The sequence below is a fragment of the Opacimonas viscosa genome (assembly GCF_024199005.1).
GTDB lineage: Bacteria > Pseudomonadota > Gammaproteobacteria > Enterobacterales > Alteromonadaceae > Opacimonas > Opacimonas viscosa.
Window position 1 is genome coordinate 418,429 of sequence record NZ_JANATA010000001.1, and the last position, 25,028, is coordinate 443,456.

The 25,028-nt window shown below is 42.3% G+C and carries 24 protein-coding genes; 15 read left to right on the forward strand and 9 right to left on the reverse strand.

Going from position 1 to position 25,028, the window contains the following annotated elements; translation table 11 throughout:
* Positions 1-15: 15 nt before the first annotated feature.
* From rluB to NLF92_RS01865, 3 genes are all read right to left on the reverse strand, one after another.
* The gene (gene rluB, locus NLF92_RS01855) at positions 16-1,077 is read right to left on the reverse strand and encodes a 23S rRNA pseudouridine(2605) synthase RluB (protein ID WP_432420197.1); all 1,062 of its coding nucleotides are present in this window, start codon (positions 1,075-1,077) and stop codon (positions 16-18) included.
* Between the two features lie 378 nt (positions 1,078-1,455).
* The gene (locus NLF92_RS01860; RefSeq protein WP_254098261.1) at positions 1,456-2,076 is read right to left on the reverse strand and encodes an L-threonylcarbamoyladenylate synthase; all 621 of its coding nucleotides are present in this window, start codon (positions 2,074-2,076) and stop codon (positions 1,456-1,458) included.
* An 86-nt stretch (positions 2,077-2,162) separates the two neighbouring features.
* Entirely contained in the window at positions 2,163-2,990 is an 828-nt protein-coding gene (locus NLF92_RS01865; RefSeq protein ID WP_254098263.1) for a PHP domain-containing protein, read from the reverse strand.
* Between the two features lie 292 nt (positions 2,991-3,282).
* On the opposite strand from NLF92_RS01865, the gene NLF92_RS01870 reads away from it, so the two are divergent.
* The 9 genes from NLF92_RS01870 to NLF92_RS01910 are packed head-to-tail and all read left to right on the forward strand — an operon-like array spanning position 3,283 to position 11,519.
* Positions 3,283-4,899, forward strand: a complete 1,617-nt coding sequence (locus tag NLF92_RS01870; protein WP_432420198.1) for an anthranilate synthase component 1 — start codon at positions 3,283-3,285, stop codon at positions 4,897-4,899.
* A complete protein-coding gene (locus NLF92_RS01875; RefSeq protein WP_254098265.1) occupies positions 4,896-5,510 on the forward strand; it encodes an aminodeoxychorismate/anthranilate synthase component II in 615 nt (204 codons plus the stop codon). The genes NLF92_RS01870 and NLF92_RS01875 overlap by 4 nt, the downstream gene beginning before the upstream one ends.
* A gap of 10 nt (positions 5,511-5,520) precedes the next feature.
* Positions 5,521-6,537, forward strand: coding sequence for an anthranilate phosphoribosyltransferase (gene trpD / locus NLF92_RS01880; protein WP_432420201.1), 1,017 nt, complete (start codon positions 5,521-5,523; stop codon positions 6,535-6,537).
* A gap of 29 nt (positions 6,538-6,566) precedes the next feature.
* Positions 6,567-7,949 carry a bifunctional indole-3-glycerol-phosphate synthase TrpC/phosphoribosylanthranilate isomerase TrpF gene (gene trpCF / locus NLF92_RS01885; RefSeq protein WP_254098269.1) on the forward strand — a complete coding sequence of 461 codons (1,383 nt, stop codon included), beginning with the start codon at positions 6,567-6,569 and terminating at the stop codon, positions 7,947-7,949.
* A 12-nt stretch (positions 7,950-7,961) separates the two neighbouring features.
* The gene (trpB, locus tag NLF92_RS01890) at positions 7,962-9,146 is read left to right on the forward strand and encodes a tryptophan synthase subunit beta (protein WP_254098271.1); all 1,185 of its coding nucleotides are present in this window, start codon (positions 7,962-7,964) and stop codon (positions 9,144-9,146) included.
* Positions 9,143-9,949 carry a tryptophan synthase subunit alpha gene (gene trpA, locus NLF92_RS01895; RefSeq protein ID WP_254098273.1) on the forward strand — a complete coding sequence of 269 codons (807 nt, stop codon included), beginning with the start codon at positions 9,143-9,145 and terminating at the stop codon, positions 9,947-9,949. Before trpB ends, trpA begins: the two co-directional genes overlap by 4 nt.
* Before the next feature lie 8 nt (positions 9,950-9,957).
* Positions 9,958-10,257, forward strand: a complete 300-nt coding sequence (locus NLF92_RS01900; RefSeq protein WP_254098275.1) for a YciI family protein — start codon at positions 9,958-9,960, stop codon at positions 10,255-10,257.
* 25 nt (positions 10,258-10,282) lie between these two features.
* On the forward strand, positions 10,283-10,699 hold the full coding sequence (gene arfB, locus NLF92_RS01905; protein WP_254098277.1) for an alternative ribosome rescue aminoacyl-tRNA hydrolase ArfB: 417 nt from the start codon (positions 10,283-10,285) through the stop codon (positions 10,697-10,699).
* 31 nt (positions 10,700-10,730) lie between these two features.
* Positions 10,731-11,519, forward strand: coding sequence for a phytanoyl-CoA dioxygenase family protein (locus tag NLF92_RS01910; protein WP_254098279.1), 789 nt, complete (start codon positions 10,731-10,733; stop codon positions 11,517-11,519).
* On the opposite strand, the gene NLF92_RS01915 is transcribed toward NLF92_RS01910, so the two are convergent.
* The gene (locus tag NLF92_RS01915) at positions 11,494-12,492 is read right to left on the reverse strand and encodes a fatty acid desaturase (RefSeq protein ID WP_254098281.1); all 999 of its coding nucleotides are present in this window, start codon (positions 12,490-12,492) and stop codon (positions 11,494-11,496) included. The two genes, NLF92_RS01910 and NLF92_RS01915, sit on opposite strands and share 26 nt — an antisense overlap.
* 139 nt (positions 12,493-12,631) lie before the next feature.
* Entirely contained in the window at positions 12,632-15,475 is a 2,844-nt protein-coding gene (locus tag NLF92_RS01920) for a M16 family metallopeptidase (RefSeq protein ID WP_254098283.1), read from the reverse strand.
* Positions 15,476-15,637: 162 nt separating this feature from the next.
* On the opposite strand from NLF92_RS01920, the gene NLF92_RS01925 reads away from it, so the two are divergent.
* The 3 genes from NLF92_RS01925 (at position 15,638) to NLF92_RS01935 (ending at position 18,077) form a co-directional block, all read left to right on the forward strand.
* Complete coding sequence (locus NLF92_RS01925; RefSeq protein ID WP_254098285.1) at positions 15,638-16,084, forward strand: hypothetical protein; 447 nt, start codon at positions 15,638-15,640, stop codon at positions 16,082-16,084.
* Complete coding sequence (locus NLF92_RS01930; RefSeq protein ID WP_254098287.1) at positions 16,081-16,770, forward strand: response regulator transcription factor; 690 nt, start codon at positions 16,081-16,083, stop codon at positions 16,768-16,770. Before NLF92_RS01925 ends, NLF92_RS01930 begins: the two co-directional genes overlap by 4 nt.
* A 119-nt stretch (positions 16,771-16,889) precedes the next feature.
* Positions 16,890-18,077, forward strand: a complete 1,188-nt coding sequence (locus tag NLF92_RS01935; protein WP_254098289.1) for an ATP-binding protein — start codon at positions 16,890-16,892, stop codon at positions 18,075-18,077.
* On the opposite strand, the gene NLF92_RS01940 is transcribed toward NLF92_RS01935, so the two are convergent.
* Complete coding sequence (locus NLF92_RS01940; RefSeq protein WP_254098291.1) at positions 18,064-19,152, reverse strand: AI-2E family transporter; 1,089 nt, start codon at positions 19,150-19,152, stop codon at positions 18,064-18,066. The genes NLF92_RS01935 and NLF92_RS01940 overlap by 14 nt on opposite strands.
* Before the next feature lie 58 nt (positions 19,153-19,210).
* Between NLF92_RS01940 and folX the strand changes: the two genes are divergently transcribed.
* Complete coding sequence (folX, locus tag NLF92_RS01945) at positions 19,211-19,579, forward strand: dihydroneopterin triphosphate 2'-epimerase (RefSeq protein WP_254098293.1); 369 nt, start codon at positions 19,211-19,213, stop codon at positions 19,577-19,579.
* A gap of 1 nt (position 19,580) precedes the next feature.
* On the forward strand, positions 19,581-20,492 hold the full coding sequence (locus NLF92_RS01950; protein ID WP_254098295.1) for a TIGR01777 family oxidoreductase: 912 nt from the start codon (positions 19,581-19,583) through the stop codon (positions 20,490-20,492).
* An 11-nt stretch (positions 20,493-20,503) separates the two neighbouring features.
* Here the strand turns inward: NLF92_RS01950 and NLF92_RS01955 are convergent, their stop codons facing one another.
* From NLF92_RS01955 to NLF92_RS01965, 3 genes are read right to left on the reverse strand one after another with little or no spacing between them, the layout of a single operon-like run.
* Positions 20,504-20,935: a hypothetical protein gene (locus NLF92_RS01955; protein WP_254098297.1), complete on the reverse strand. Its 432-nt coding sequence runs from the start codon at positions 20,933-20,935 to the stop codon at positions 20,504-20,506.
* Complete coding sequence (locus NLF92_RS01960) at positions 20,932-23,466, reverse strand: ABC transporter permease (RefSeq protein ID WP_254098327.1); 2,535 nt, start codon at positions 23,464-23,466, stop codon at positions 20,932-20,934. The genes NLF92_RS01955 and NLF92_RS01960 overlap by 4 nt, the downstream gene beginning before the upstream one ends.
* Positions 23,463-24,152 (reverse strand): ABC transporter ATP-binding protein, encoded by a 690-nt coding sequence (locus tag NLF92_RS01965; protein ID WP_254098299.1) that lies wholly within the window; start codon positions 24,150-24,152, stop codon positions 23,463-23,465. Before NLF92_RS01965 ends, NLF92_RS01960 begins: the two co-directional genes overlap by 4 nt.
* A 33-nt stretch (positions 24,153-24,185) precedes the next feature.
* On the opposite strand from NLF92_RS01965, the gene NLF92_RS01970 reads away from it, so the two are divergent.
* Positions 24,186-24,875, forward strand: a complete 690-nt coding sequence (locus NLF92_RS01970) for an arylesterase (protein WP_432420202.1) — start codon at positions 24,186-24,188, stop codon at positions 24,873-24,875.
* The last annotated feature ends 153 nt before the right edge of the window (positions 24,876-25,028 follow it).

Genomic DNA, 25,028 nt, shown 5'->3' on the forward strand with positions numbered 1-25,028 from the left:
TAAAGTTCGTCTTTGCTAGATTCGTGTTCTGGACTTTGGTTTTGCTGGTGAACGCCTTTTTTTATGTACAGGCTTACCCGAACCTCTAGGCTCCTCTTCTCGAATATGACGTTGATTTCTGCGCCCTTTATCGTTTTGTTTATTCGATTTTTTGTGTTTATGTTTGGGCTTGTCAGTAGTTGATTCTACTGACTCTATACCTGCTTTAGCTTGACCTTCTTTAAAATTCGCAAACTTTTCTCGATTTTGTTGATGCTTTTTAACCGACTTACGCATGCGTTGCAGTTTGCTATGATCAAGTTTATTATCATGGATCCCCACGACGGTTTCTGTCTCTGCTGGCAACTGGACTTGCTTACGTAGAACATTGACGTCCGGTAACTCCAACTCCATCCACGCCCCTTGTGGCAAGCGTTTTTTCAATTCTAAAGGACCATAACGCAGACGAATTAAACGTGAAACTTGTACTCCTTGGCTTTCCCAAAGACGACGTACTTCGCGGTTTCTCCCTTCAGATAAGGTCACATTAAACCACGAGTTGATACTTTCTTCTTGGGTTGAACGGGCATGAATCGTCGTGAATTTTGCAATGCCATCGTCTAATTCCACCCCTTTTAATAAGGTGTTGATAGTAGGTTGTTCCACCTCACCAAAAACGCGTACCGCATACTCTCGCTCTATCTCATGACGAGGATGCATCAAGCGATTTGCCAGTTCTCCATCATTCGTAAACAACAACAAACCACTGGTATTTAAGTCTAAGCGCCCCACAGCTATCCAGCGCCCTTTATGAATATTGGGAAGACGGTCAAAGACGGTCATCCGCCCTTCCGGATCTGTTCTTGTACACAGCTCCCCTTCTGGCTTGTTATACATCAATACTCGACATACAGGTTTTTCAGCACTAATGCTTAACAAGTGGCCATCCACCCTGATTTGGTCGGTAGGTTCAGCACGGTCACCTAAAACAGCAATTTTGCCATTGACTGAGACACGACCAGCACTGATCCATGTTTCTAATTCACGACGAGAACCCACGCCATTATTGGCGAGTATTTTTTGTAATTTTTCAGACATATTTGTATGCTCATATTGGTGCGGAAGATATCCCATCTTGCGCAAAGGCTGAAAACAGCCTTATTAAGAATGATGTTGTTGAAGGTGTAATATCCTGTTTAACGTAAAACAGCGATAGATAAGGTTTGGGAAAACCTTACAAGCCATGGCTTAAAACCTTCTCATGTGATTATAACTGAATAATGATAAGAAGTAATTACCTCGTTTTAGGACAAAGATATGACCTTGAATCTGCAGCTTATTTTAGCCATGTTTTTTAAGCAATCTGGTGAACTACCCCGCGACAGAGCAAGTCTGATCACGGGGTTTTCTCGCAAATTTTTGATAAAAACCGTCTATTAGTATTGCTGTTTGATGCCAGCAAACCACCTATTCACGCTACTCGAAAACACTCGCATCACCGCTACCATAACGAATAATACTTATCTCTCCCTCAGATAAATCAACGACTGTTGTGGGCTGCTCGCCTAGGAAACCACCATGCACGATTAAACCTACACGTTTTTCTATTTTGTCGCGGATCTCATCAGGATCGGATTCAGCGATGTCGGCATTAGGAAGAATCAGTGTCGTTGACATCAATGGCTCACCTAATTCTTCGAGAATAGCTAATGCGATAGCATTATCGGGTACTCTAATCCCAATCGTTTTTTTCTTCGGGTTTTGTAGACGCTTTGGCACTTCTTTCGTCGCTTTAAACACAAAAGTATATGGGCCTGGCGTATTATTTTTTAACAGACGAAATGAAATATTATCCACCCGAGCATAATCTGAAAGCTCAGAAACGTCTCTACACATTAGTGTAAAGTTATGGCTTTTATCTAGACCACGTATCTGACATAAACGCTCTAAAGCCTGTTTGTTATCCATTTGACAACCAATCGAGTACCCAGAATCAGTTGGGTATACAATGACTTCGCCTTTTTTTATGATCTCCACCGCTTGTTTGATTAATCGTGCTTGGGGATTATCAGGATGTATATAAAAAAACTGACTCAAGGGTCACTCCTTAACAACTTTGGTCTTAAACCATATAATAGCCTGTTCTGCACAGCGGATACATTTTATTTCTCAATAATAAATATCTACCAATGCTCCCACACAGGCTTTAACACACTATCAATGCCTAAATTTCTACCTAACTCTGTCCAGCGACTCGGAAAATGAAAATCCGACCCCACGGCTGCCATTAAATCAAACTCTAGTGCCAAGTTGGCAAGCATTGTTTTTTTGGTTGGCTGCATATTTGGGTGAGTCACTTCCATTCCATGACCTCCGACTGCTTTAAATTCACCAAGCAGACGTTTTAGCCACTTTGTTTTCATATCATAATGACCAGGATGAGCAACAACCGCTTTTCCTCCCGCTTCACTGATCCATTGCACTGCTGTTGCAATATCTATCCACTGTGAATTGACATAAGCACGTTTATCTTTACCAATAAACTGTGTAAACGCTTGTTGAAAGTGAGCGACAATCCCCTCATCAACGAGCACTTGAGCAATATGAGCTCGAGTGATTTGCCCTTTGCCGACTTTTTCTATGGCCTTATCATATACATTAAGAAAACCACAACGTGCGAGTTTATCGCACATTTTTTGTGCTCGTTCAGTTCTTGTAGCACTTTGTCGCGCCAATCGAGCTTGGAACGTGTGATCGGTATCATCCACATTTAAACCCAATATATGGATTTCAAAACCATGCCAACGCGTGGTTATTTCCACTCCTGAAATTATTTCCAACGGTCGCTTTTGTACCGACTGAGCCGCCCTAGCCTCTGTCAGACCAGCGGTTGTATCGTGATCAGTGATAGCTAACACATCAATTTGTTGATTGTGAGCACGCATAATCAATTCCGCAGGAGACAAATGTCCATCAGAAAAATAAGTATGTGTATGCAAATCTATTTTCATTATTTTTAACTTTTAGTTGACACAATCGTCAATTTGGTTTCTTCTATACACATTATATAGTATTTAAGTACCAACATCTGTTAAAGATTTCGGTATTATTCATGAGATATTAATAAACTCATTCTAAATATTAATTTTACTTTTGTAGAGAATTATCATGCACAACAACACTCACACAAGCATCATTTGGTGGTGGCAGTCCAACTAGGGCTGGGTGTGCGCGTATGTGTTCCAAAAGCCCGTTTTACGGGCTTTTTTTATGTCTAAATAATATTCAAATATGGAGAAAATGGTGAGCGACTCTTATTTGCAACAAACTGATTTCGATCTGAGTGCCACTGATAATATAGGTGGTGTTACTACTCAGGTGTCAGAAGCCAAATACGTTACAGATCCCTTGGCATTGTATTATCAACTGTGTGCGGACAAGCCAAATACCTTGTTACTCGAATCTGCCGAAATAGACAGCAAAGACCATCTCAAAAGTCTCCTGTTACTCAGTGCCGCAGTACGTTTTGAATGCCATGGTCACCAGGTTACAGCACGTGCTTTAAACGACAACGGACACAATGCTCTAATGTCTCTAGGACAATTTCTCGCTCCATTTTTACAGCAACGGACCGCAGATGAAATTACGTTTTCCTTCCCTAGCGCAGATCAACAAGCAGATGAAGACACGCGTTTGAAAAGTCATAATGCGTTGAGTGTATTACGAGCTTGTGTGGCAATGTTCACCTGTCATGATCCCCAAAAGCATCCATTTAGAGTCTTTTTAGGCGGTTGTTTTGCATATGATTTATTGGCCATAGCAGAAACTTTACCAAGCGTCCCAGAGGGTGTGAACACCTGTCCAGATTTCGTGTTTTACTTAGGACAAGATATTTGCATTATTGACCACACAGAGGGCACTACTCAGCTTGTAACCAATCATTTCACTGGCGTAGAAGATACTACTGAGTTACTCGCTCAACACCACCAATACCTAATTCAGTTACAACAAGACATCGCGCCATTAACTGCAGCGCACCCAGTGCTTCAGTGTAACCAAGCGATAGCAGTCACAACAGATAAAAGTGACAGTGAGTTTTGTGCTGATGTCACCGCTCTTAAGGAACATATTTTAGCGGGTGATATCTTTCAAGTGGTTCCTTCACGCACATTCTCGCTACCTTGTGAATCAGCTATTTTGGCGTATGCCACACTGAAGACTCAAAACCCTAGCCCTTATATGTTTTATGTCAAAGATGTCGCATTCGAACTCTTTGGTGCTTCACCTGAATCCGCATTGAAATATACAGCGCAGACCAAACAGGTAGAAATTTATCCGATCGCAGGTACGCGTCCTCGTGGAAAGCGAGCTAACGGGTCAATTGATCATGATTTGGATAGTCGTATAGAGCTTAACTTGCGAGAAGATTTAAAAGAAAAATCTGAACACATTATGCTAGTAGATTTGGCCCGAAATGACGTCGCTCGCGTATCTACACCTGGGACCAGGCATGTCAAAGAACTTCTCAAGGTTGACCGCTATTCGCATGTTATGCATTTAGTTTCTCGAGTCGTCGGCGAATTACGCAGTGATTTAGATGCGTTACATGCTTACCAAGCTTGTATGAATATGGGGACGCTCGTTGGCGCTCCGAAAGTTTCTGCTGCGACGCTTATCCGTCAAGTTGAACAGCAACGTCGAGGCTCATACGGCGGCGCTGTAGGTTATCTGGATGCAGATGGCGATATGGACACATGTATTGTTATTCGTTCGGCTTTTGTCCAACACGGAGTAGCTCATGTTCAAGCGGGTGCTGGTGTGGTAAATGATTCAGTACCACAATCCGAAGCGGATGAAACTCGAGCCAAAGCCCAAGCAGTTATCACCGCCATCCAAACTAGTCATGGAGCAAGCTCATGAGTCATCTTTCTGTCGTAATGTTAGATAATGTGGATTCGTTTACTTACAACTTAGTAGATGAATTACGCACAATGGATATAGAGATGGTGGTCTATCGCAACACTGTGGCGGCCCAAACTATCTTTGCTGATATCCAAGCAAAAGCCGCTGCAGGTCCGACACTGTTACTGTTATCACCAGGACCAGGTGCGCCAGCAGAAGCCGGTTGTATGCTTGAATTACTGGGTATGTGTGCGGGCCAAATTCCTATTTTAGGGATTTGTCTTGGACACCAAGCAATCGTCCAGTTTTGTGGTGGAGATATCGTCCGAGCAGACTCTATCATGCACGGAAAAGCGTCGTATATCACACATTCTAATGATAAAATGTTTGCCGGTTTTGCACAGCCTATGGCCGTAGCAAGATATCATTCTTTAATGGCCAAAAATATGCCTAAAGATTTGCGTGTTTTAGCTCATGTAGATGATATTCCCATGGCGGTTTATCACCCGCAAAAGAAAATGTTGGGATTTCAGTTTCACCCAGAATCTATTTTAACGAATGACGGTAGTGCCTTACTTAAAGCCAGTATCGAATATTTAGTGCAACAAGGAGATGAGCATGCAGAGTAATGACCAAGATATGCTAACTGTGAATAGCGTTTTAGCGGCCTTGTATGAACAAAAAGATTTAAGCCAACAACAAGTCAGTGACGTGTTTAGCTTGGTGATGCAAGGACAACTAGACGATATTACCCTAACAGCGTTGTTGACTGCATTAAAAATCAAAGGCGAAACGCCTGCTGAAATTGCTGGTGCCGCTTCTGCGATGGTGAACCATGCAACTCCCTTTAACAAGCCTGACTATGCCTTTGCTGATATTGTTGGCACTGGCGGTGACGGCCACAATACCATCAATATTTCTAGTGCGGCAGCCGTTGTTGCGGCGAGTTGCGGATTAGCTGTAGCCAAACATGGTAATCGCAGTGTTTCAAGTAAATCAGGTTCAGCTGACTTGTTCGCTGCGTTTGGTATCAAACTTGATATGACACCAACAACGGCTCGTCATTGTCTAGACGAAAGTCAATTATGTTTTTTCTTTGCACCGGTTTATCACGCAGGTGTGAAACACGCTATGAATGTGCGCACAACCTTAAAAACACGAACACTGTTTAATATTCTTGGACCATTAGCCAACCCAGCTAAACCTTCGCACTCCGTTATGGGGGTATATACCCCAGATTTGCTACTACCTTATGCCCATACGTTACAACTAATGGCTCACGAAAATGCTATAATAGTGCACGGTTCTGGTTTAGATGAATTTGCGTTGCATGGTCCTAGCCATGTTGTTCAGATTAATGGTGATAAATTAAGTGAATACTCAGTTGAGCCTCAAGATTTTGGTGTCAACCAATATTCTTTGGATGACATCGTTGGTGGCACACCCGAGGAGAACAAAGCGCATATTGAAGCGGTATTTAATGGTCAAGGCCAAGACGCCCATATTGCAGCCATTGCCATGAACGCTGGTGCATTACTACATTTAGCAGGACATGCCGATAGTTTCAAAGGTGCGACAGATATAGCACTTGCCGCAATGGCCAAAGGCCTACCAATGCAAACGATAAACAAAACAGCCGCCCTGTCTCAGGCTTAACAACATAACCCAAGAAGTAGATATCATTTATGGCAAATGTCTTAGAAAAAATTGTTGCGGATAAACGTATCGAGTTGGTAGAAAAAGAACAAAAACTACCCTTAGAACAGTTCAAAGATAGTTTAACTCCTTCTACAAAAAGTTTTTATGCTGCGTTAAATAAAGAAAATGCAGGTTACATCCTTGAATGCAAAAAAGCTTCGCCATCCAAAGGATTGATTCGCCCAACGTTTGACCTGGATGAGATCCTTGATGCATATTTAGAAGTTGCGGCATGTTTATCAGTATTAACCGATGAAAAATACTTTCAGGGTACCTACGAGTACTTGTCCTACGTGACCAGCAAAGTAGATATTCCCGTGCTAAATAAAGATTTTTTTGTTAATGAATATCAAATTTATCTGGCACGTTACTACCAAGCAGATGCAGTCTTATTAATGCTATCGGTACTCGATGACGAAACGTATACCCGCCTGCACAAGGTTGCTGATAGTTTAGCGCTGGATGTGTTAACAGAAGTGAGCAATGCAGAGGAAGCAGAGCGAGCCGTTCATCTAGGTGCCAAAATCATTGGTATCAACAATCGGAATCTGCGTGACTTATCGACAGATCTTGGCGCGACTGAACGCCTTGTCCCGTTACTCAAAGAGTTAGGCCATACGGGCTTAATGATTTCAGAATCAGGTATTTATACCCGTGCAGATATTGCAAGACTGGCACCACTAGTGGATGGATTTCTTGTTGGCAGTGCGCTGATGGGTCAACCAAACTTGCGCCAAGCTTGTCGCCAACTCGTCTATGGCAATATTAAAATATGTGGTGTCACCTCTCCTGAACAAGCCCAAATGTTAGTCCAACGCCCTACTGCATATTTAGGTCTTATCTTTGCCGAAAAGTCCAAGCGTTGCGTGAGTTTCACCACAGCGCAAAAAATTACAACGACAACACCTTTTGACTATGTTGGTGTATTTGTGAATAGCCCGATTGCGACTGTGGTCGAGTATGCTAAAGAACTTCAGTTAACTGCGGTACAATTACACGGTGACGAAGACCAACAATACATTACCGAATTACGTAATAAACTCCCCGTATCTTGTGCAATTTGGTTGGCACTGGGGATTGGTAAAACCGTACCAGAACATTCATTTGAGCATGTAGATTTGTTATTATGTGATTGCCAAACTGAATCAGCTAAAGGTGGTACAGGTGAACAGTTTGCATGGGAGTTATTGGAGCAGATAGACAGTTCAATAAACATTGGTTTAGCTGGGGGCTTAAGTCCCGACAATATTAACCAAGCTTTACACACAAACAGTCATTTATTAGATGTAAATTCAGGTGTGGAATCAGCACCAGGTCACAAAGACGCGACGCAAGTTGATGCTTTGTTCGCGCAACTTAGACGTTATTAAACGAGAAATACTATGAATAATTTATCCAGTAAATTCGGTGATTTTGGTGGTATGTATGTACCAGAATTATTGATCCCAGCATTAGATCAGCTTGAACAAGCTTTTATTGATGCCAAAGACGATCCTGAGTTCCAAGAAGAGTTTTTATCCTTATTAAAGGACTATGCTGGCCGCCCTACAGCAATGAGTTTAACACGCAATATCGTGAGTAACCCAAAGGTTAAATTGTACCTCAAAAGAGAAGACTTATTACACGGTGGAGCCCACAAAACTAACCAGGTACTTGGCCAGGCACTTTTAACCAAACGCATGGGTAAAACAGAAGTCATTGCTGAAACAGGTGCGGGTCAGCACGGTGTTGCAACAGCTTTAGCCTGTGCTCTACTTGGTTTAAAAGCACGTATTTATATGGGGGCAAAAGACGTTGAAAGACAATCCCCTAACGTCTTCCGGATGCGTTTGATGGGAGCTGAAGTTATCCCTGTCAACGCGGGTTCTGGTACTCTCAAAGACGCGGTAAATGAAGCCATGCGTGATTGGTCTGCAAACTACGATAAAGCACATTATCTGCTTGGTACTGCAGCGGGTCCACACCCATTCCCTACCATTGTTCGAGAATTTCACCGTATGATTGGTGAAGAGACTAAAGCGCAAATTTTAGAAAAAGAAGGCCGTCTACCAGATGCCGTAGTGGCTTGTGTGGGTGGTGGTTCAAATGCCATAGGGATGTTTGCCGATTTTATTGACGATCCAAGCGTGCGTCTTATAGGTGTCGAGCCTGCTGGTAAAGGCCTCCACACTACCGAACACGGCGCTACGATCTGTAAAGGCACCAAAGGCATATTACATGGTGCATTTAGCTACATTATGCAAGATTCAGATGGTCAAATCGAAGAGTCTTATTCGGTATCGGCTGGTTTGGATTACCCAGCCGTTGGACCTCAACATGCCTATCTACATGAAACAGGCAGAGCCGAATATGTTGCTGCAACCGATGAAGAAGCATTAAACGCCTTTAAATTACTCGCATCCAAAGAAGGTATCATACCGGCTTTAGAAACATCTCATGCGCTTGCTCATGCTTTAAATATGGCTGATGAAGCAGATGAAGAAATGATCATCGTAGTCAACCTTTCCGGACGTGGTGATAAAGATTTAGCCTATGTAACTGGCCTTTTAGGAGATGATTTATCATGAGTCGTTACAATGACATGTTCACGGCCTTAAACGCCAAAAATCAAGGGGCTTTTGTACCTTTCGTCATGTTAGGTGATCCTGACAAAGCAACCTCATTAAGGATTGTACAAGCACTGATTGATGGTGGTGCCGATGCTTTAGAACTGGGGTTCCCCTACTCAGACCCGATTGCTGATGGTCCAACAATCCAAGCTGCAAGTATTCGAGCATTGAATAACAAAATCTCGCCAAATGATTGCTTGGACATAATTGCTACGATCCGCAAAGATAACCCCAATATCCCCATTGGTTTACTTTTGTACAGTAATTTAGTACTTGCCAGAGGTGTTCCACAATTTTATGAAGATGCACATACTGCAGGTGTTGACTCTATATTGATTGCGGATGTACCACTACGTGAAGCTGATAGGTTTGTAAAACAAGCACGTGCATCTCACATAGACCAAATACTCATCGCTCCACCAAATGCGACAGAAGAATCTCTAAAAGCGATTGGTGAGTTGTCATCTGGTTATACTTATTTACTGGGCAGAGCTGGTGTAACGGGGGCAGAAACTGCCGCAGAGACTCCTGCGAGTGAATTAATTGATAAGCTTATGCAATATGAAGTGGCTCCACCATTATTAGGATTTGGTATCTCCACTCCAGAACAAGTGCAAAATGCAATAAAATCAGGCGCTGCAGGTGCTATATCAGGCTCTGCGACAGTCAATATCATTGCGCAGCATTTAGATGATGTTGACACTATGTGCACAAATTTATGTGAATTTGTTGCTGCCATGAAAGCAGCAACACAAAAATAGGAAACGCTATGTGGTATTCAATCGTTGGTCAAGATAAACCGGGTACTCATGAGAAACGTATGGCGGCTCGTCCAGACCATGTTGCTCGTTTGTTGCAATTAAAAGACGAAGGCCGTTTATTCGCGGCTGGCCCTAACCCTGCTATTGATGCTGAAGAACCAGGGGATGCTGGCTTCACTGGTTCTATAATAATTGCTGAGTTTGCATCATTGGCTGATGCTCAAGCATGGGCAGATGCAGATCCGTATATTAGTGCTGGTGTGTATGCAGAAGTTCAGGTAAAACCATTTAAAAAGGTGCTTCCATAAGCAACCTTTAGTTCAAGGAGATGTCATGATTTTTATTGCCAATGGCGTCTACCTTGATCCAAAATGCATCGAAATGACCGCAATCCGCGCTCAGGGTGCTGGTGGTCAAAATGTAAACAAAGTCTCCTCAGCTATTCACTTAAAGTTTCCGATCCAGGCTAGCAACCTGCCTTGGTTATACAAAAATAACTTATTAAACGGCAAAGATTCACGGATCACGGACGAAGGTGTGTTGGTACTTAAAGCACAAAATCAACGCACTCAAGAGGCTAACAAGAGAGATGCATTGGAACGGTTAATACAAATTATTAGAGCTGCAGGTGTGATCCCTAAAATCAGACGTGCAACCCGCCCTACTCGTTCTTCACAGCGCAAACGCCTCCAATCAAAAACTCTGCATGGGACCAAGAAAAAATTACGTGGTAAAGTAGACGGGTTCTAAATTCAATAAATGATGCTTTGAAGGTATTTATATGCAGTTATCCCCTGAACAACTTGCCCAGTTTGATAAAGAAGGTTATTTGTTTTTTCCTGAATTATTTAGCGTCGAAGAAGCTGCTTTTCTCAAAGCAGAAGCCGAAAAAATTTACCAACTGGAACGTGCCGAAGTCTGGCGCGAAAAAAACGGTGTCGCTCGAACTGCATTTGCTGCACATACCTACAATGAAGGATTTAAACGCCTGGGGGCTCATCCAGACTTAATTCGCCCCGTACAGCAGTTACTTGATGGCGATGTATATATGCACCAATACAAGGTGAATGCTAAAGCTCCTTTTGATGGCAGTGTTTGGCAATGGCATCAAGACTACGGCACGTGGCACAGACAAGATGGCATGCCTACGCCAAGGGCCATGAATATAGGTGTTTTTTTAGATGATGTAACGGCCGCTAATGGTCCTCTAATATTTTTACCTGGGAGTCATAAACACGGTGTCGTCAATGCCAAGTATGACATTGAGACGACTGGCTATCCGTTGTGGGAATGCGATCGAGCTACAGTGGCAGCACTCGCTAAAGCTGGAGGTTGTGTCGCCCCGACCGGCAAAGCAGGCAGTATGATTGTTTTCTCATCGTTGTTGGTCCATGCTAGTCCACCTAACATTTCCCCTCTAGATAGAACAATTGTATATTTATCTTTATGTGAAACGAGCAATCACATTACCGAATTTAATCGACCGGAATGGATTGCTCATAGAGATTTTACCGCGATACAGCCTTTGGCAAAAGACTGCTTAATTAAGCTTGCTCAGAGTAAAGATTAGCGTTTTTGATACTGGCAAAATCATTAAATCGTACGCCATGCTTGCGCATCACCTCATTGACTTTACGACTGATAGCTTGTCTCAAGTAAAACGGTTGATTCGGGACAAAATGATGGATCGTATGCGTCTTGCCAAAGTTAAAACAGAACAAGTGAAAAGGAGTAAATAAGCGGCTAGTAATGACATGCGTCTGCTGTTTCAAATTTTCTACGCCACCATAGTAATGCATACACGATGTCACGAAGTTCAATGATGTAGAACGAATTACGTTTGGTAAAATTAACACCACCATAAAGAATTCAAAAACGCTAACTATGTCTAAGCCCCACGCAGGTAAATAACTAGCCAATGGCATAAACAAAGAAACCAAGTGATAGGTAAGCGTGCTATACAAAACGATAAAATACAAGGTGGTAATCGGGAAACCTGCATTAAATACTTTGGCGAAACTAAAGTCTTTAATCTCTTTTGAAAAACGTTTTCTGTTGATCAATAGCCCCAATAAACCGTCGACAATAACTAATAAGCGTAAAAAAGGATTTTTAATACCATTCCCTACTAAGCGCTCTTCGAGATCTTGTTCGGTTCCAGATACGATATGATGATGTAAATGGATTTTACGACGATACCAAGGGTTAATGGTATTGGGACGCATTAACCACACCATCAACATCATAAAATTTTGTGTGATGGGTGATTTTCTAAAATATAAATTATGTATTAAATCATGTTCTAATTCATGGGAAATAGACGCGACCATCGCGATTAATAACACCGCAGCCCACGCTGGAATCATAGAAAAATAATACAAGCTGCCTAGTCCGACCATGCCAACTAGACACACCAGCATGATTAACATACCGATAGCATTTTGATGAACGAGAAAGGAATATTGTTCGCGAAGACGTTTTTCTTCAACCCGAATAGCTTGAATAATGGCGTTGATATTCTTTCGAGCGCTAACTTGATTCATTTTTAAATCCTTATCAAAAATTACGCATCAGAATCTACTGCAAGACGCGTGTTCATGCAAGAGACAATAGTGGCACAGCCAACAAAAACACGCTACAGCTATAAAGATTTAAATACACATCAGCCTTTTTACTATTGTCCTATTGGGAAGCAGTATGAGTCATGGGTAAAATGAGACCATCGATTTGTCTTTCCGGGATTAGATAACGCATAGCACTTGCGCGTAAGTCTGCCACCGTAATCGATTGATATACTTCAGGTAAATTGCGCCATTCTTGCATGGTGTTGGGCTCACGATGTAATCTGTCAACGCGATACAGCCAAAAACCATTGCGTTCTTCACTACTGGCAAGATTGGCCAAGATAGGCTGTAAAGCACGTTGCAGTTCATCTTCAGTAATGCCCCCAACAGTTTGGAGTTCAGCGATGATATCTGTGTATGCTTGTTGCACTTCGGGGATTTGACTTGGTGAAGTTAAAGTATCAAACCCGATAAACCCATCATCTTTGATATCACGCGACTGATTATTCACCACAGCAGGAGAATAAGCTGCCCCTAATTCCTCACGAATTTTAGCTTGTACTTTAAGGCGCATAACATCGGCCAGTACATTCAACGTAGCAGAACGTTTAATATCACTTCTATCAACTGTTTTAAATCGACGTAAAACAGCGGCATTTTCAGGATTACCTGCATGTTCTAGTGTAAACGTTTGTGGCGCAATCAAGGCAAAGTCATCCACCCATTCTCGCTCCGGTACAGTGGCCGAAATGGCTAGAGCACCGAACGTTTTTGCGACAGCATCTTTTAATACATCAGGCGCAATATCACCGACTACAGTCACGGTAAATGGATACCCTTGCAATGCTTGTTGTAACAAAGTATCAATATCGCTAAAGTCACGAGCCAAAAGTGCTTCTGTAGGAGGCGCTCCGATACGATAATCGTTCCCGTACAGTTGGTTCGTTAACTCATAGCTTCTGACTGCCTGTAGAGTCGTCTTTCGTTCTTTTTCACTTTGTTCAATGTTCTTTCGATATAAGTTTAATAAATCAGGATTTAAACTCGGGTCTGTGATGAATGCGGTAATTAACTGTAGTTGAATATCAATACGTTCCGCACTAGAGGAAAATACACCGCCTAAGCCATTAAAACGTGCGTTAAAATTCAAAGATACATCTTTATCTGACAAAATACCCCGCAATTCATTGATGTCATGTTTACCTAAACCTGCAACATAGTAGAAATTGTACAGTTCTTTTAGACCTGGCAAATGCTTTGGCAATGACTTAGTACCGGGTCCGTAATGCACATTGATTAAGACTTCACCAGCGGTTAAGGTCGTTGGTTTGTGTAATACACGTACGCCATTCGCAAAGGTGTACTGATGAATATCATCCGTTTCATCGTATGCTTGCTCCGTGATTTCACCCATCGGCCCAAAATCAGTATAAGCAAACTCGCTCTTAGCTTGGACGGCATTTTTCGTCACGTCATCTTGTAAAGCTGACTGATAAACCCTGATAACTTCGTTTTTATCCGCATTGAAAGCAGGCTCACTTTGAATGTGTATCAACGGCATGGTTCGTTCAAACTGAGCTTTGATCACCGCATTGACTTCAGCCAAAGAAAATGTCTCCATCATTTCAGAAAAGAGTGCAAACTCTAGATCAGGTTCAGTAACAAAACCTCCATTATTGATGTATCCCAACAGTGCATTTGCAATCACACCGCTTTGCATAGTGTCTTTTTCAGCTGCCGCTGTAAATAGAGCGTTTCTAACCGCACTCACTTGACGAATCAGTTCCGCATCAGTCACTCCAAAGCGTTTCATTTTTTCCACTTCATTGACTAACACGGCTAGGCTATCAGACCAGTTTTCCACCGTGGTTTGCGCCGCTAATTGGGATAATTCAACCGCAGAAAACTGTACTGAATGTCCAGCTCCTGCTCCTTCAAAAGGCGCATTTCCGGCTAACACTAAAGAACTCAAACGATAATTTAAAATGCCATTCGCCAACTGCACAATGGTGTTGGCACGGCGTGTCTCTATGGTATCTTCTTGTTTAGACCACGGCGTAATGAAATTCAACGACACTTGCGTAGGTAACCCAGTACCAGTAAATATGTTGACTTGGGGCTCGGTGAATGGTTTTAAGGTACCTATATCAACTGCAACTGGCGCTTGAGAATTATCCCAATCAGCAAAGTGTTTTTCCAAAGCGACGAGCATGTCACTTTTAACAAAGTCACCCACGATAATTATTTGGGTATTGTCTATCGTGTAATGCCGATGATAAAAATCGCGTAGTTGCTGGGCCTGCATTGCTTCTAACACGGGGATTTTGCCAATCGCAAAACGTTCTGGGTAAATCAACCCTTCGGTCCAAGCAGAAAAAGCGGATTTAAATGCTTTTGCATATATATTGTTACGCGCCTCAAACTCTGCAGTAACTACCGGAATCTCTTTGGCTAGTGCAGATGGCTCTATGAGGAGATTTGAGGCTGTTTCACGGAGTAAAAATAAAGCAGTATCGACCATCTGAGGATCATTTTGGGGAAGGTTCAATTTGTAAATCGTCTCTTCAAAACTGGTACTCGCATTCGTATCAGCACCAAAGGCAAGGCCAACACGCTCAAGAATAGCTACCATTTCACCTTCTGGAACATTCTTTGACCCATTGAACGCCATATGTTCAAGTAAATGGGCTAATCCTTGCTCATCCTCTTGCTCATAAATACTACCAACAGCCACATGCATACGCATGATAATTTCGTTCTTAGGTGTTTGATTTTCGACTAAATGATAGCGCAAACCATTACTCAAAACCCCAGAATGGATTCTATCACTTTGTTTTAATTCGGTTTTAAATTCATATAACCCTTTTTGCCATTGTTCTGGAATGGACATAACAGGTGTTGTTGATGCACATGCTGTTAACAACAAAGTGAGAAAAACAACTGGTAGAGTAAAACGTTTCATAGATTTCCTTATTATTTGAACGTTAATAATAGGATGCTTCTGGTTGTTGGTACATGAATTTATCATGGCCATATAGTCTAATATGTAAAAAAATAATTCAGAGTGAATTCAGTTTATTTTTGGTAATATTAAATAGTAAACTTTTATCCGGGTGTTTTATACATGCATAGTTATATTTCGTTCAAGCTCATTCCTGTGATGGGGCTATTATGCTTGTTCTGTCAGTCCGTCCAAGCACAGCAGGTTACGACCTCAGAATCGGCTGAAACCATCCAACATACCCATCCTGAGACCCAGCGACAACTACAAACTGTACAGCAAAAAACAAAATTACTAGAACAGCAAAAAGCCACCCAAGCTGCCCTGCAAATGCAAACCGGCAGGATCCTAAAAATGGATAAATTAGCAGGCGCATTTCGCTTTAAAATCTTAACGCCCAAAGGTCGAATCAAAGAAGTCACGATTCAACGTGAATCCTCAGCATTACCTACTCAGCCCCCTTTGACGACCAATTATAACCAAGGCAATATACAAGATGGGCCTATTTTATTTACGCCTCATGTGCCGAAAACCACAAAAGCTACCAAGCAAAAGGAGTCTGAGCAGTGAGAATTTTAATCACGGAAGATAACCCTAAACTCCTAATACAACTGGACGCTTTTTTCCAAGAACAAGGTTTTAGTGTTGATTTAGCTGACGATGGTGAAAGAGCACAGTTTTTGTTAACCGAATATAGCTATGATGCGGTCATAATGGATCTTGGCCTACCCAAAATCGAAGGTATTGATGTTATTAAATACGCCCGAAAGAAACAGATTACAGTACCGATTTTGATCTTAACCGCTAGAGATAACTGGGAGCAAAAAGTGCTGGGCTTAGACGCTGGTGCGGATGATTATCTCACGAAGCCCTTTCATCTGGAGGAGTTGTTAGCGCGGATCAAAGCTCTGATTAGAAGAAGTGCTGGACACGCATCATCATTGATTAGTGCAGGTCCTATTCAACTTGATTTGACCAAACAGTTAGTTTTTTTAGACCAAAAAGAGCTCGAACTTACCGCGTATGAATACAAAGTTTTAGAGTATCTCTTACTGAATCCAAATAAAGTGATTTCCAAGACTGAGTTAACTGAGCACATCTATGACCAAGATTTTGATTTAGACAGTAATGTGATAGAAGTGTTCGTCGGTCGATTACGCAAAAAAATCGACCCAGACAACACATTAAAACCGATAGAAACGCTGCGCGGAAGAGGATATAAGTTATCTTTAACTCAATCAAAAGACTCAGTCTAACTGCCAGAACATTTATTAGCATCCTCAGTTTAGCGTGTTTAGTGCTACCAGCGTTGGTATGGTCAGTAAGTTCTGCTCACTACGCTAGTTTATTAAAGTCGAAAGAAACGGAACTCGCTATGATGAGCTATGTTTTACTTTCAGCATTTGAGATCAACAATAATGTGATAGATATGCCTGCAGTGGTATATGACGAAAGACTTAATATCCCTCAATCTGGTTACCAAGGTTATATCAAACTTAATGATTCTTTAGTTTGGCAATCCGCATCTACATTGGAACCCATCCCTAGTCGCTCATTACCAGTGGCGTCGGTTGGAGAAAGTCGTTTTATTGTGAATACAGAAAAGTCTTTGTTTTTATATACTTTTACGGCTGAATTCACTTCTGAAAATCAATACATCCCCATTCAATTTAGTGTCGTGAATCACATGCGTGATGTCGCTGCTGAACATGCCGTATTTACGCGTTCTTTATGGCAATACGGTGCACTTTTAACCTCAGTAGTAGCTCTGTTGTTATTATTAATCTTACTTTCTGTGATTAAGCCTTTGCAGCATTTGATGGCGCAACTCCAACAAGCAGAAAAAGGTAAAATAAGAGCACTCACAGGGCATTACCCCAAAGAACTAGCGCAGGCAAAACACAGTATTAACAACCTTTTAGAAAATGAGGATTTTCAAAAGAAACGTTTGCAAAATCTGGGACAAGATCTCGCTCATAGTTTAAAAACACCGTTGAGCGTGATGCAAAATCAACCGCACTTAAGCCCAGAATTACAGCAAGAGATACAAACGATAGAGCAAATCATTCAACGGCAGCTAAACCGCCCTGCTCTTGGGCAAAATGCTTGGGTAGAACAGATTGATATCCTGCCTATCTTGGCCAAAACCATGCAAAGTTTGCAAAAAATTTATCCTCCAATCGTTTTTACATTGGATCAAGATATTACAGCGAGTCAATCACATAATGTTTTAGAACTGCCTATTGAGCAGACTGATGCTTACGAGCTATTTGGCAACCTAATTGACAACGCTGCCAAGGCTGCTCGTTCCAAAGTAATGGTGCAAATAACCCGTGAAGATAAGCGTTTGATTGTAGCTGTCCATGATGATGGTACGGGGATCCCAACGGCCCAGCGAAAAAATATTTTGGAACGTGGGCAGCGTTTGGACACCTACACCTCAGGACAAGGCATAGGTATGGCTATGGTCAGCGATATTACCGACCTATATCATGCTACATTACAAATTACGGAAAGCGATTTTGGCGGTGCGAAAGTCGCTGTCATATTTACTTATCAATAAAATCCGTATCTGTTTTGGTCGCGCTATCGTCGAGCATGATATCACTGATAGTAGATTCATCATCACCGGAAAGTAACACCGCCAGCCAGCGAGTTTCCTCTCTAGATTCCATGGCTATTTTAACTATCATTGTCAATGGCACTGATAGCAACATACCTACTGTACCTAATAACCAACCCCAAAATATTAAAGACAAGAAAACTACTAAAGTAGAGAGTCCTAAACCTCGGCCTAAAAAGCGTGGCTCAATGACATTGCCCATAACTGTGTTGACCGCTACAAATCCTAAAGCGGTGAGTCCTGCTACACCTAAACCTAATTCGACAAAAGCGATACCAACCGCTGGAATGGCAGCAATGATAGATCCAATGTTAGGAATAAAATTCAAAAGAAAAGCGAGTACCGCCCACAACATGACGTGATCAACACCCAAGATCCATAACCACACACCAATAAGGCATCCCGTCATTAAGCTTACGAGTGTTTTGATACCTAAATAGTCATTGACTGATTTTAAAAATCGATCGATATGTAGTAGCTTCATACCTGGGTCACGCAACGCAATATGAATACGTTTTGGCATACTTTCAGCTTCGAAGAGCATGAAGATTACGGTTAACAGAATTAAAAAGACGTTAGACAGAACGCCACCCAGACCACTTAAGAAGTTTGTTGCAATCGACATTACCACACCAGGGTCGATATAAGATTGGACGAGACTTTTATCAATATAAATATTAAATCGTTGTAATTGATCAATAACCCAGACAAACTGAGTACTAAGCTGCTGCTCATATACTGGAAGGTTGCGTTTGAACTCTCCCAGTGATTGACCAACTAATCCTGCTAACATGAAACCAAAAACGATTATTAAGAGTATAACTAAGGTAACAGATGCCCAGCGAGGCACTTGATATCGCTGCGCAAAGTTGATTAATGGACTACATGCAATTGCAATAAAAATGGAGAGTAAAAAGGGAACCATTATCGCACTAGCGGCTTTAATTCCTGCTAAAACGATAATTACAGCTGCAGTGACTATCATTACACGCGCAGTTGAAGACTTTATTTCCATATTATTTTTTCCGGCAAATTAGATAGATGTCTATGACATCGAGAGGACTATATTACCTATGATATTACATGATGCTACCATCCGAATAAAGAATTTACGTTTGCGCACCTATATTGGCTTTAACGACGATGAAATCAAAAATAAACAAGATGTTGTAGTGAATGCTGTCATTAAGTATGACGCAAAGCGTGCCGCCGACACTGATGCTGTAGACAACGCCTTGAATTATAAAACCGTAACTAAGGCAATTATCCGCTTAGTCGAAAATAATCGTTTTTTATTACTCGAAAAACTCACCGGAGATATTCTTGCATTATGCGCGGATCACCCTTGGGTGAAATGGGCTGAGGTCGAAGTAGATAAACCTCATGCCTTACGTTTTTCAGACTCAGTGTCATTGAGTATTGCTTGTAGTAAGGAAGACTAAGATGCACATTCTGGTGACTGGTGGTACGGGATTGATCGGCCGCGCGCTGATCCCCGCATTGTTATCACAAAAACATACTGTTACGGTGGTTTCTCGCTCCCCTAAAAATGTGTTTGCCTTGTTTGGCGAGGCTGCCAATCAAGGTCAAGTCCAAGCGCTAACGCTAGCTGAACTAAAAAGTGTAGAACAATTTTCTGCAATCATTAACCTTGCCGGTGAACCGATTGCTGATAAACGCTGGACTACAAAGCAAAAAACACGCATCACCCAAAGCCGAATGGACATTACCCAAAAATTAGTCACGTTACTAGCTGCAGCAAAGACCAAGCCACACGTATTTATCAGTGGTTCAGCTATTGGTTTTTATGGTCGTCAAAACTCAGACAGTATTACCGAGACATTCACAGATATACACAAAGAGTTTTCCAGTACACTTTGCGCCCAATGGGAGCAGTTAGCCCTGAGTGCAAGCACACCCGATACACGCGTTTGTGTGGTCAGAACGGGCGTAGTGCTAAGTCGGGATGGTGGTGCATTAAGTAAGATGTATCTGCCTTTCAAACTGGGGCTGGGAGGTCCTGTAAGTAAAGGAGACCAAGGGTTTTCATGGATCCATATCAAAGACATGGTAGCAGGCTTAATATTCTTACTGAATAACAAAGATGCTAGTGGTGCATACAACTTTACGGCGCCCAACCCTGTCACCAACAAAGTGTTTAGCCAAACCCTGGCCAAAACGTTACACCGCCCGTGTATTTTTACGGTCCCTAAAATCAGTATGCGTTTATTGTTAGGAGAAGGGGCTGACCTATTACTCTTTGGCCAATTTGTTATACCCGAGAGGTTAGAAAACGCAGGTTTCACATTTAACTACCCACATGTTGACCAAGCGCTTGCTGCCATTTATTCTTAGCTCGCTGCAATTTACTCTTGGTTTGCGTCTTTTTGCTGATAAGGGATGAATAGGTAAAGTGCTACTAACATATCCACTACCAAACAAAAAGGTGCATACCAGCTCGGTACACCATCATTGATAACCAACCAATGGTGGTGGTAATCGTAAAATCCATGAAATAACCATACCGCTATCGCCACTTTCTTTTTCCGCTCTAGCGACCAATCTTGCATCTGACTGATCCCCACTAACATCAGAATCGGCATACCAAAAAACATCTCTTCAATGATGCTTTGGGTCGGTGTGGTAGAACCCAGTGCCAATAATACGTAAATCGCAGGTAGAAAAATCGTTATCTGTAAAGGATCTAGGCGGTACTGGCGCATACTAAAAATAATCAGAAATGCGCAGAACATACCGGCAAATAGAGCTGGAGTTGATATCGTAAAACCAAGCATCACAACATTTTCCGCAACAACGTGGTGGTATTGAGTTGGAGTAGTTGACGACAACTCCACGCACCCAGTAGACCGACAACAACCGCGCCGGTCAACGGTGCAATTAACCAATACTCAACATGTATCTGGGTACTCATTTGAAAGACTTGAGATTGTAATAAAAACAAACTCACTTCATTGGCCAGTGCCGCCATAAAACCAGCCACACTGCCGATAATCAAAAATTCATAGATCACTGAGCGGCGGATCAGACTACCTTTGGCACCCAGTGTGCGCAAAATAGCCAATTCACGCTGACGTTCATCCATACTCGCTTGTACTTGGGCAACCAACACCAAACTCCCTGCGACGAGAACCAATACCAAAATAAATTCTATCGCTGCAGATACTTGCTCGATAATGCTCCGAATTTGGTTAATCCGTGCATCCACATCAAACAAAGTAACATTAGCAAACGGACGCACCAACTGAGTTAATTCAGGTTTACGTTCTTCTGGTAGATAAAAAGACGTGATGTAAGTGGGTGTAAATTGTGTCATTGCAGCAGGATGTAACACAAAGAAGAAATTTGGTTGCATCGTTTGCCAGTTGACTGTTCTAAGTGATGTGACTTGGGTCCGTACTTCCTCAGAACCAATGTTAAATGTCAAAATGTCTCCCATCTGAATACGCATTCTTTGGGCGACTCTTTCCTCTAAGGAAACTGGGTAAACGCCATCAGGTAATGTTGAGGTTTGCGGTGTCCATGCCCCATGCCATTCACCGGCCACAATCTCATTGGCGTTTTGCAATTCCAAGTCCCATGTTAGGTTGGCTTCTCGTCCCATTCCAGAACGACGCTCGGCAGTATTATCCTCATCCTCTTTCGTTAATTCAGAGCGTAAAACTTCGTCATTGATTTTGGCAAAACGGCCACGTGTCACAGGGAATAACTTGTCAGATTGCACCGAGTTTGCAGCAAAGTGTGCCTGTAATTCATCCTTCTGTGCATCTGTCACGTTGATCATGAAATAGTTAGCTGTTCCAGCAGGTAGTTGGTCCTTCCACTGCTGCACAATGTCGTTACGCATAACCAGCACAGTTAACAATAACATTAGGGTGAGTGCAAAACTAATTAATTGTACCGAATTATCTAAAGCGCGTCGGCGTATACGTGCCCAAGCGAGTTGTGCGGCAGACATTCGGCCTTTACCAAGTACTCTACCCAAGGCAATGAGACCAAAAGTTGCGAGTAGTAATAGGCCAACTAAGACTAAGCCTGAAACAAAGAGTATGACACTCACTTTGAGGTTTTGACTGTAGGCATACATCAAGCCAAAGATAGCTAAACCTGAAGTCAAATATTGGCCGCCTCGAGTACGTAATGTTGCAGCCATATCACGTCGTAAAACACGTAATGGAGGAACCGAAAACAAGCCAAGCAACGGATATAAGCAAAATAATAATGCACACACAGAACCGGTAAATATGGCGATTAAAAGTGGTCGCCAGTACCAAATTTGTAGTGACACATCGACTGTTCCAGAAAGCGCACTCACCACAATTTGTTGTAAAATAAAACCGATAACTGTCCCTAGAAGAATACCCAGTACCGCAATAAAGGTGATCTGATATAGATAAACTTTGCGGATAGTACTGGTAGACGCACCAAGGGTTTTCATGATGGCAACAGGATCAAAGTGCCGTTGGGCGTAGCGTTGGGCTGCGACACCAATCGCTACACAAGCAAGCACAATTGCTAACAACGAAGCTAGTAAAAAAAATTGTTCGGCTCGTGCGACTGATTCCCCAATCGCAGATTCATCATCTTCAACCGATAACCAGCGGTGTGTTTGTCGGTTTAGTTTGCCTTTGAGTGCATTATAATATTCATCCAAGGCTCCTGTACTACCAGTGAAATAAGCTTTGTAATTGACGCGACTACCAGCGCCGGTGACATTAGCTTGTGGCAGAGCGTCGGCATTGATTAGGACCATTGGGTCAGTGTTAAATACGCTAAAACCAGCATCTGGGATTTCAGCCAAAATCTGTGTCACAGTAAACACAGCATCCCCAATCTCAATATCATCACCTATTTCAATATCCAACACTTGAAACAGCCGAGAATCAACCCAGGCCTCATTTGCGCTAGGTACTGAAGGCGTTGCGCTACCTGTAGCAAATAAGCTGTCAGAAACCTTTATGCTGCCTTTGAGAGGGTAATTCTCATTGACTGCACGTAAATCAATCAGCTGTAAAGCATCGTTCGCAAAAGCCATAGAACGGGTGGCGGTCTGTTGTGCAACATTTAAATCAAGAGCTTGAGCCTGGAGTAACCACTCTTGGGCAATCGGTTTACGTGATGACAGTTGACGGTCAGCCGCAATAAACTCTGCTGAGCGTTCGGTCAATGCCCCTTGTAAACGCTCAGAAAATAACGAAAGTGATAAGACACTAGCGACAGATAAAACAATGGCAAATAAAATAATACTCAACTCACCACGACGCGCTTCATGCTTGAAAAGGCGCCATGCTAAAGAACGCGTCATACTCATGCCGAAGCTTCCTCTGAGTGTGCAGATATCTCGACCAACTCCCCCGCGGTCATTGTCAACTGGCGCTGACATTTTTGGGCGAGTTCATTATCGTGAGTAACGAGTACCAATGTTGTCCCCTGCTCGGCATTTAAAGCAAATAGTAACTCTTCAACATTCTTTGAGTTTTCTGCATCTAGGTTTCCTGTAGGTTCATCTGCAAATAATATCTTGGGTTTGGTAATAAATGCCCGAGCGATTGCGACTCGTTGTTGTTCACCACCCGATAACTGATTCGGATAGTGCTCACCACGATGGCCAAGTCCAACTTTTTCTAACACTTCTTGAGCAGCTTGTTTAGGGTTTGCTAATCCCGTAATCTCTGCTGGCAACATAATATTTTCTAGGGCGGTTAATGATGGGACCAGCATAAAACTTTGAAAGATAAAACCGACTTTGGCACCGCGCAGCGCAGCACGCTCTTCTTCATCCATATTATGTAATGGTTGTTCATCTAAAAAGATTTCACCCGAGGAAACAGTATCCAACCCAGCAAGCAAACCTAATAATGTTGATTTACCTGAACCAGAAGCCCCAATAATTGCTACAGACTCTCCTGCGGCAACGGTAAAACTGATGGGTTGAAGGATCTGCAATTGGCCTTCGCTCGTAGAAACTGTTTTAATAATGTTGTTTGTTTTAATCATTTAGGAAAGGTCACTGTGTTAAAAATCGGTTTTATGGCACGCTTTTATCAAGCATTGTCCCTGAGTATTATGCTTGTTTTTACGTCATTTGGGGTATATTCAGATCAATCTACAACAATGTCAGCGCCAACCAAAAAAGTAGAGAATCCAACGCCAATCAAGCTTTTAATTCTAGGTGACAGCTTAAGCGCAGCGTACGGACTGACACAAGAAGAAGGCTGGGTAAGTTTGTTACAAAATATGTTACAACAAGCCCCACAAACGCAACATATTACGATTGTAAATGGCGCAATAAGCGGTGAAACAACCGATGGTGGTGTCTCTAGACTACCGCGTTTACTTGAGATGCACTCACCTACGCATGTACTGATTGAGTTGGGCGGTAATGATGGGTTACAAGGCCATAGCATAAAAAAATTGAAAGACAATCTAGCAAAACTAGTCACACTGACAAAAACCGCTGGTGCGCAAGCGTTACTCCAGCAAATGCAGATCCCAACTAATTATGGACGTCGCTATAACACGATGTTTATCAACGCATTTGCACAAACTGCAGACATATTCGCTATCCCTCTTATTCCTTTTTTCCTTGAAGATATTGCTTTACAGCCTGAACTGATGCAAAACGATGGGATCCACCCAACGGCTAACGCTCAGCCTATAATAGCTGAGTTCATGTATGAAAAGATGGTGATACCGTATTTGTTGTCAGGTCATGAGTAGCATTTACACAAACAAGCTAATAGCCTTCACTCAAGATAGTTACCCAGCAGAACATTATTCCTAAAGTAAAAAAACCGGCCCAATCAATCGAGCCGGTTTTTTATAAGAATTTAGCGAGAAAACCCCGTGATCAGAGCGAAGCAATGTCGCGGG

What these genes read in the sequence shown, in the direction of transcription:
- NLF92_RS01965 (WP_254098299.1), bottom strand. Translation starts at nt 24,152, where the DNA reads ATGATTAAAACAAACAACATTATTAAAACAGTTTCTACGAGCGAAGGC.
- NLF92_RS01935 (WP_254098289.1), top strand. Translation starts at nt 16,890, where the DNA reads ATGATGAGCTATGTTTTACTTTCAGCATTTGAGATCAACAATAATGTG.
- NLF92_RS01960 (WP_254098327.1), bottom strand. Translation starts at nt 23,466, where the DNA reads ATGAGTATGACGCGTTCTTTAGCATGGCGCCTTTTCAAGCATGAAGCG.
- rluB (WP_432420197.1), bottom strand. Translation starts at nt 1,077, where the DNA reads ATGTCTGAAAAATTACAAAAAATACTCGCCAATAATGGCGTGGGTTCT.
- arfB (WP_254098277.1), top strand. Translation starts at nt 10,283, where the DNA reads ATGATTTTTATTGCCAATGGCGTCTACCTTGATCCAAAATGCATCGAA.
- NLF92_RS01970 (WP_432420202.1), top strand. Translation starts at nt 24,186, where the DNA reads ATGGCACGCTTTTATCAAGCATTGTCCCTGAGTATTATGCTTGTTTTT.
- NLF92_RS01925 (WP_254098285.1), top strand. Translation starts at nt 15,638, where the DNA reads ATGCATAGTTATATTTCGTTCAAGCTCATTCCTGTGATGGGGCTATTA.
- trpCF (WP_254098269.1), top strand. Translation starts at nt 6,567, where the DNA reads ATGGCAAATGTCTTAGAAAAAATTGTTGCGGATAAACGTATCGAGTTG.
- trpB (WP_254098271.1), top strand. Translation starts at nt 7,962, where the DNA reads ATGAATAATTTATCCAGTAAATTCGGTGATTTTGGTGGTATGTATGTA.
- NLF92_RS01915 (WP_254098281.1), bottom strand. Translation starts at nt 12,492, where the DNA reads ATGAATCAAGTTAGCGCTCGAAAGAATATCAACGCCATTATTCAAGCT.
- NLF92_RS01900 (WP_254098275.1), top strand. Translation starts at nt 9,958, where the DNA reads ATGTGGTATTCAATCGTTGGTCAAGATAAACCGGGTACTCATGAGAAA.
- NLF92_RS01920 (WP_254098283.1), bottom strand. Translation starts at nt 15,475, where the DNA reads ATGAAACGTTTTACTCTACCAGTTGTTTTTCTCACTTTGTTGTTAACA.
- folX (WP_254098293.1), top strand. Translation starts at nt 19,211, where the DNA reads ATGATATTACATGATGCTACCATCCGAATAAAGAATTTACGTTTGCGC.
- trpA (WP_254098273.1), top strand. Translation starts at nt 9,143, where the DNA reads ATGAGTCGTTACAATGACATGTTCACGGCCTTAAACGCCAAAAATCAA.
- NLF92_RS01950 (WP_254098295.1), top strand. Translation starts at nt 19,581, where the DNA reads ATGCACATTCTGGTGACTGGTGGTACGGGATTGATCGGCCGCGCGCTG.
- trpD (WP_432420201.1), top strand. Translation starts at nt 5,521, where the DNA reads ATGCTAACTGTGAATAGCGTTTTAGCGGCCTTGTATGAACAAAAAGAT.
- NLF92_RS01865 (WP_254098263.1), bottom strand. Translation starts at nt 2,990, where the DNA reads ATGAAAATAGATTTGCATACACATACTTATTTTTCTGATGGACATTTG.
- NLF92_RS01875 (WP_254098265.1), top strand. Translation starts at nt 4,896, where the DNA reads ATGAGTCATCTTTCTGTCGTAATGTTAGATAATGTGGATTCGTTTACT.
- NLF92_RS01940 (WP_254098291.1), bottom strand. Translation starts at nt 19,152, where the DNA reads ATGGAAATAAAGTCTTCAACTGCGCGTGTAATGATAGTCACTGCAGCT.
- NLF92_RS01910 (WP_254098279.1), top strand. Translation starts at nt 10,731, where the DNA reads ATGCAGTTATCCCCTGAACAACTTGCCCAGTTTGATAAAGAAGGTTAT.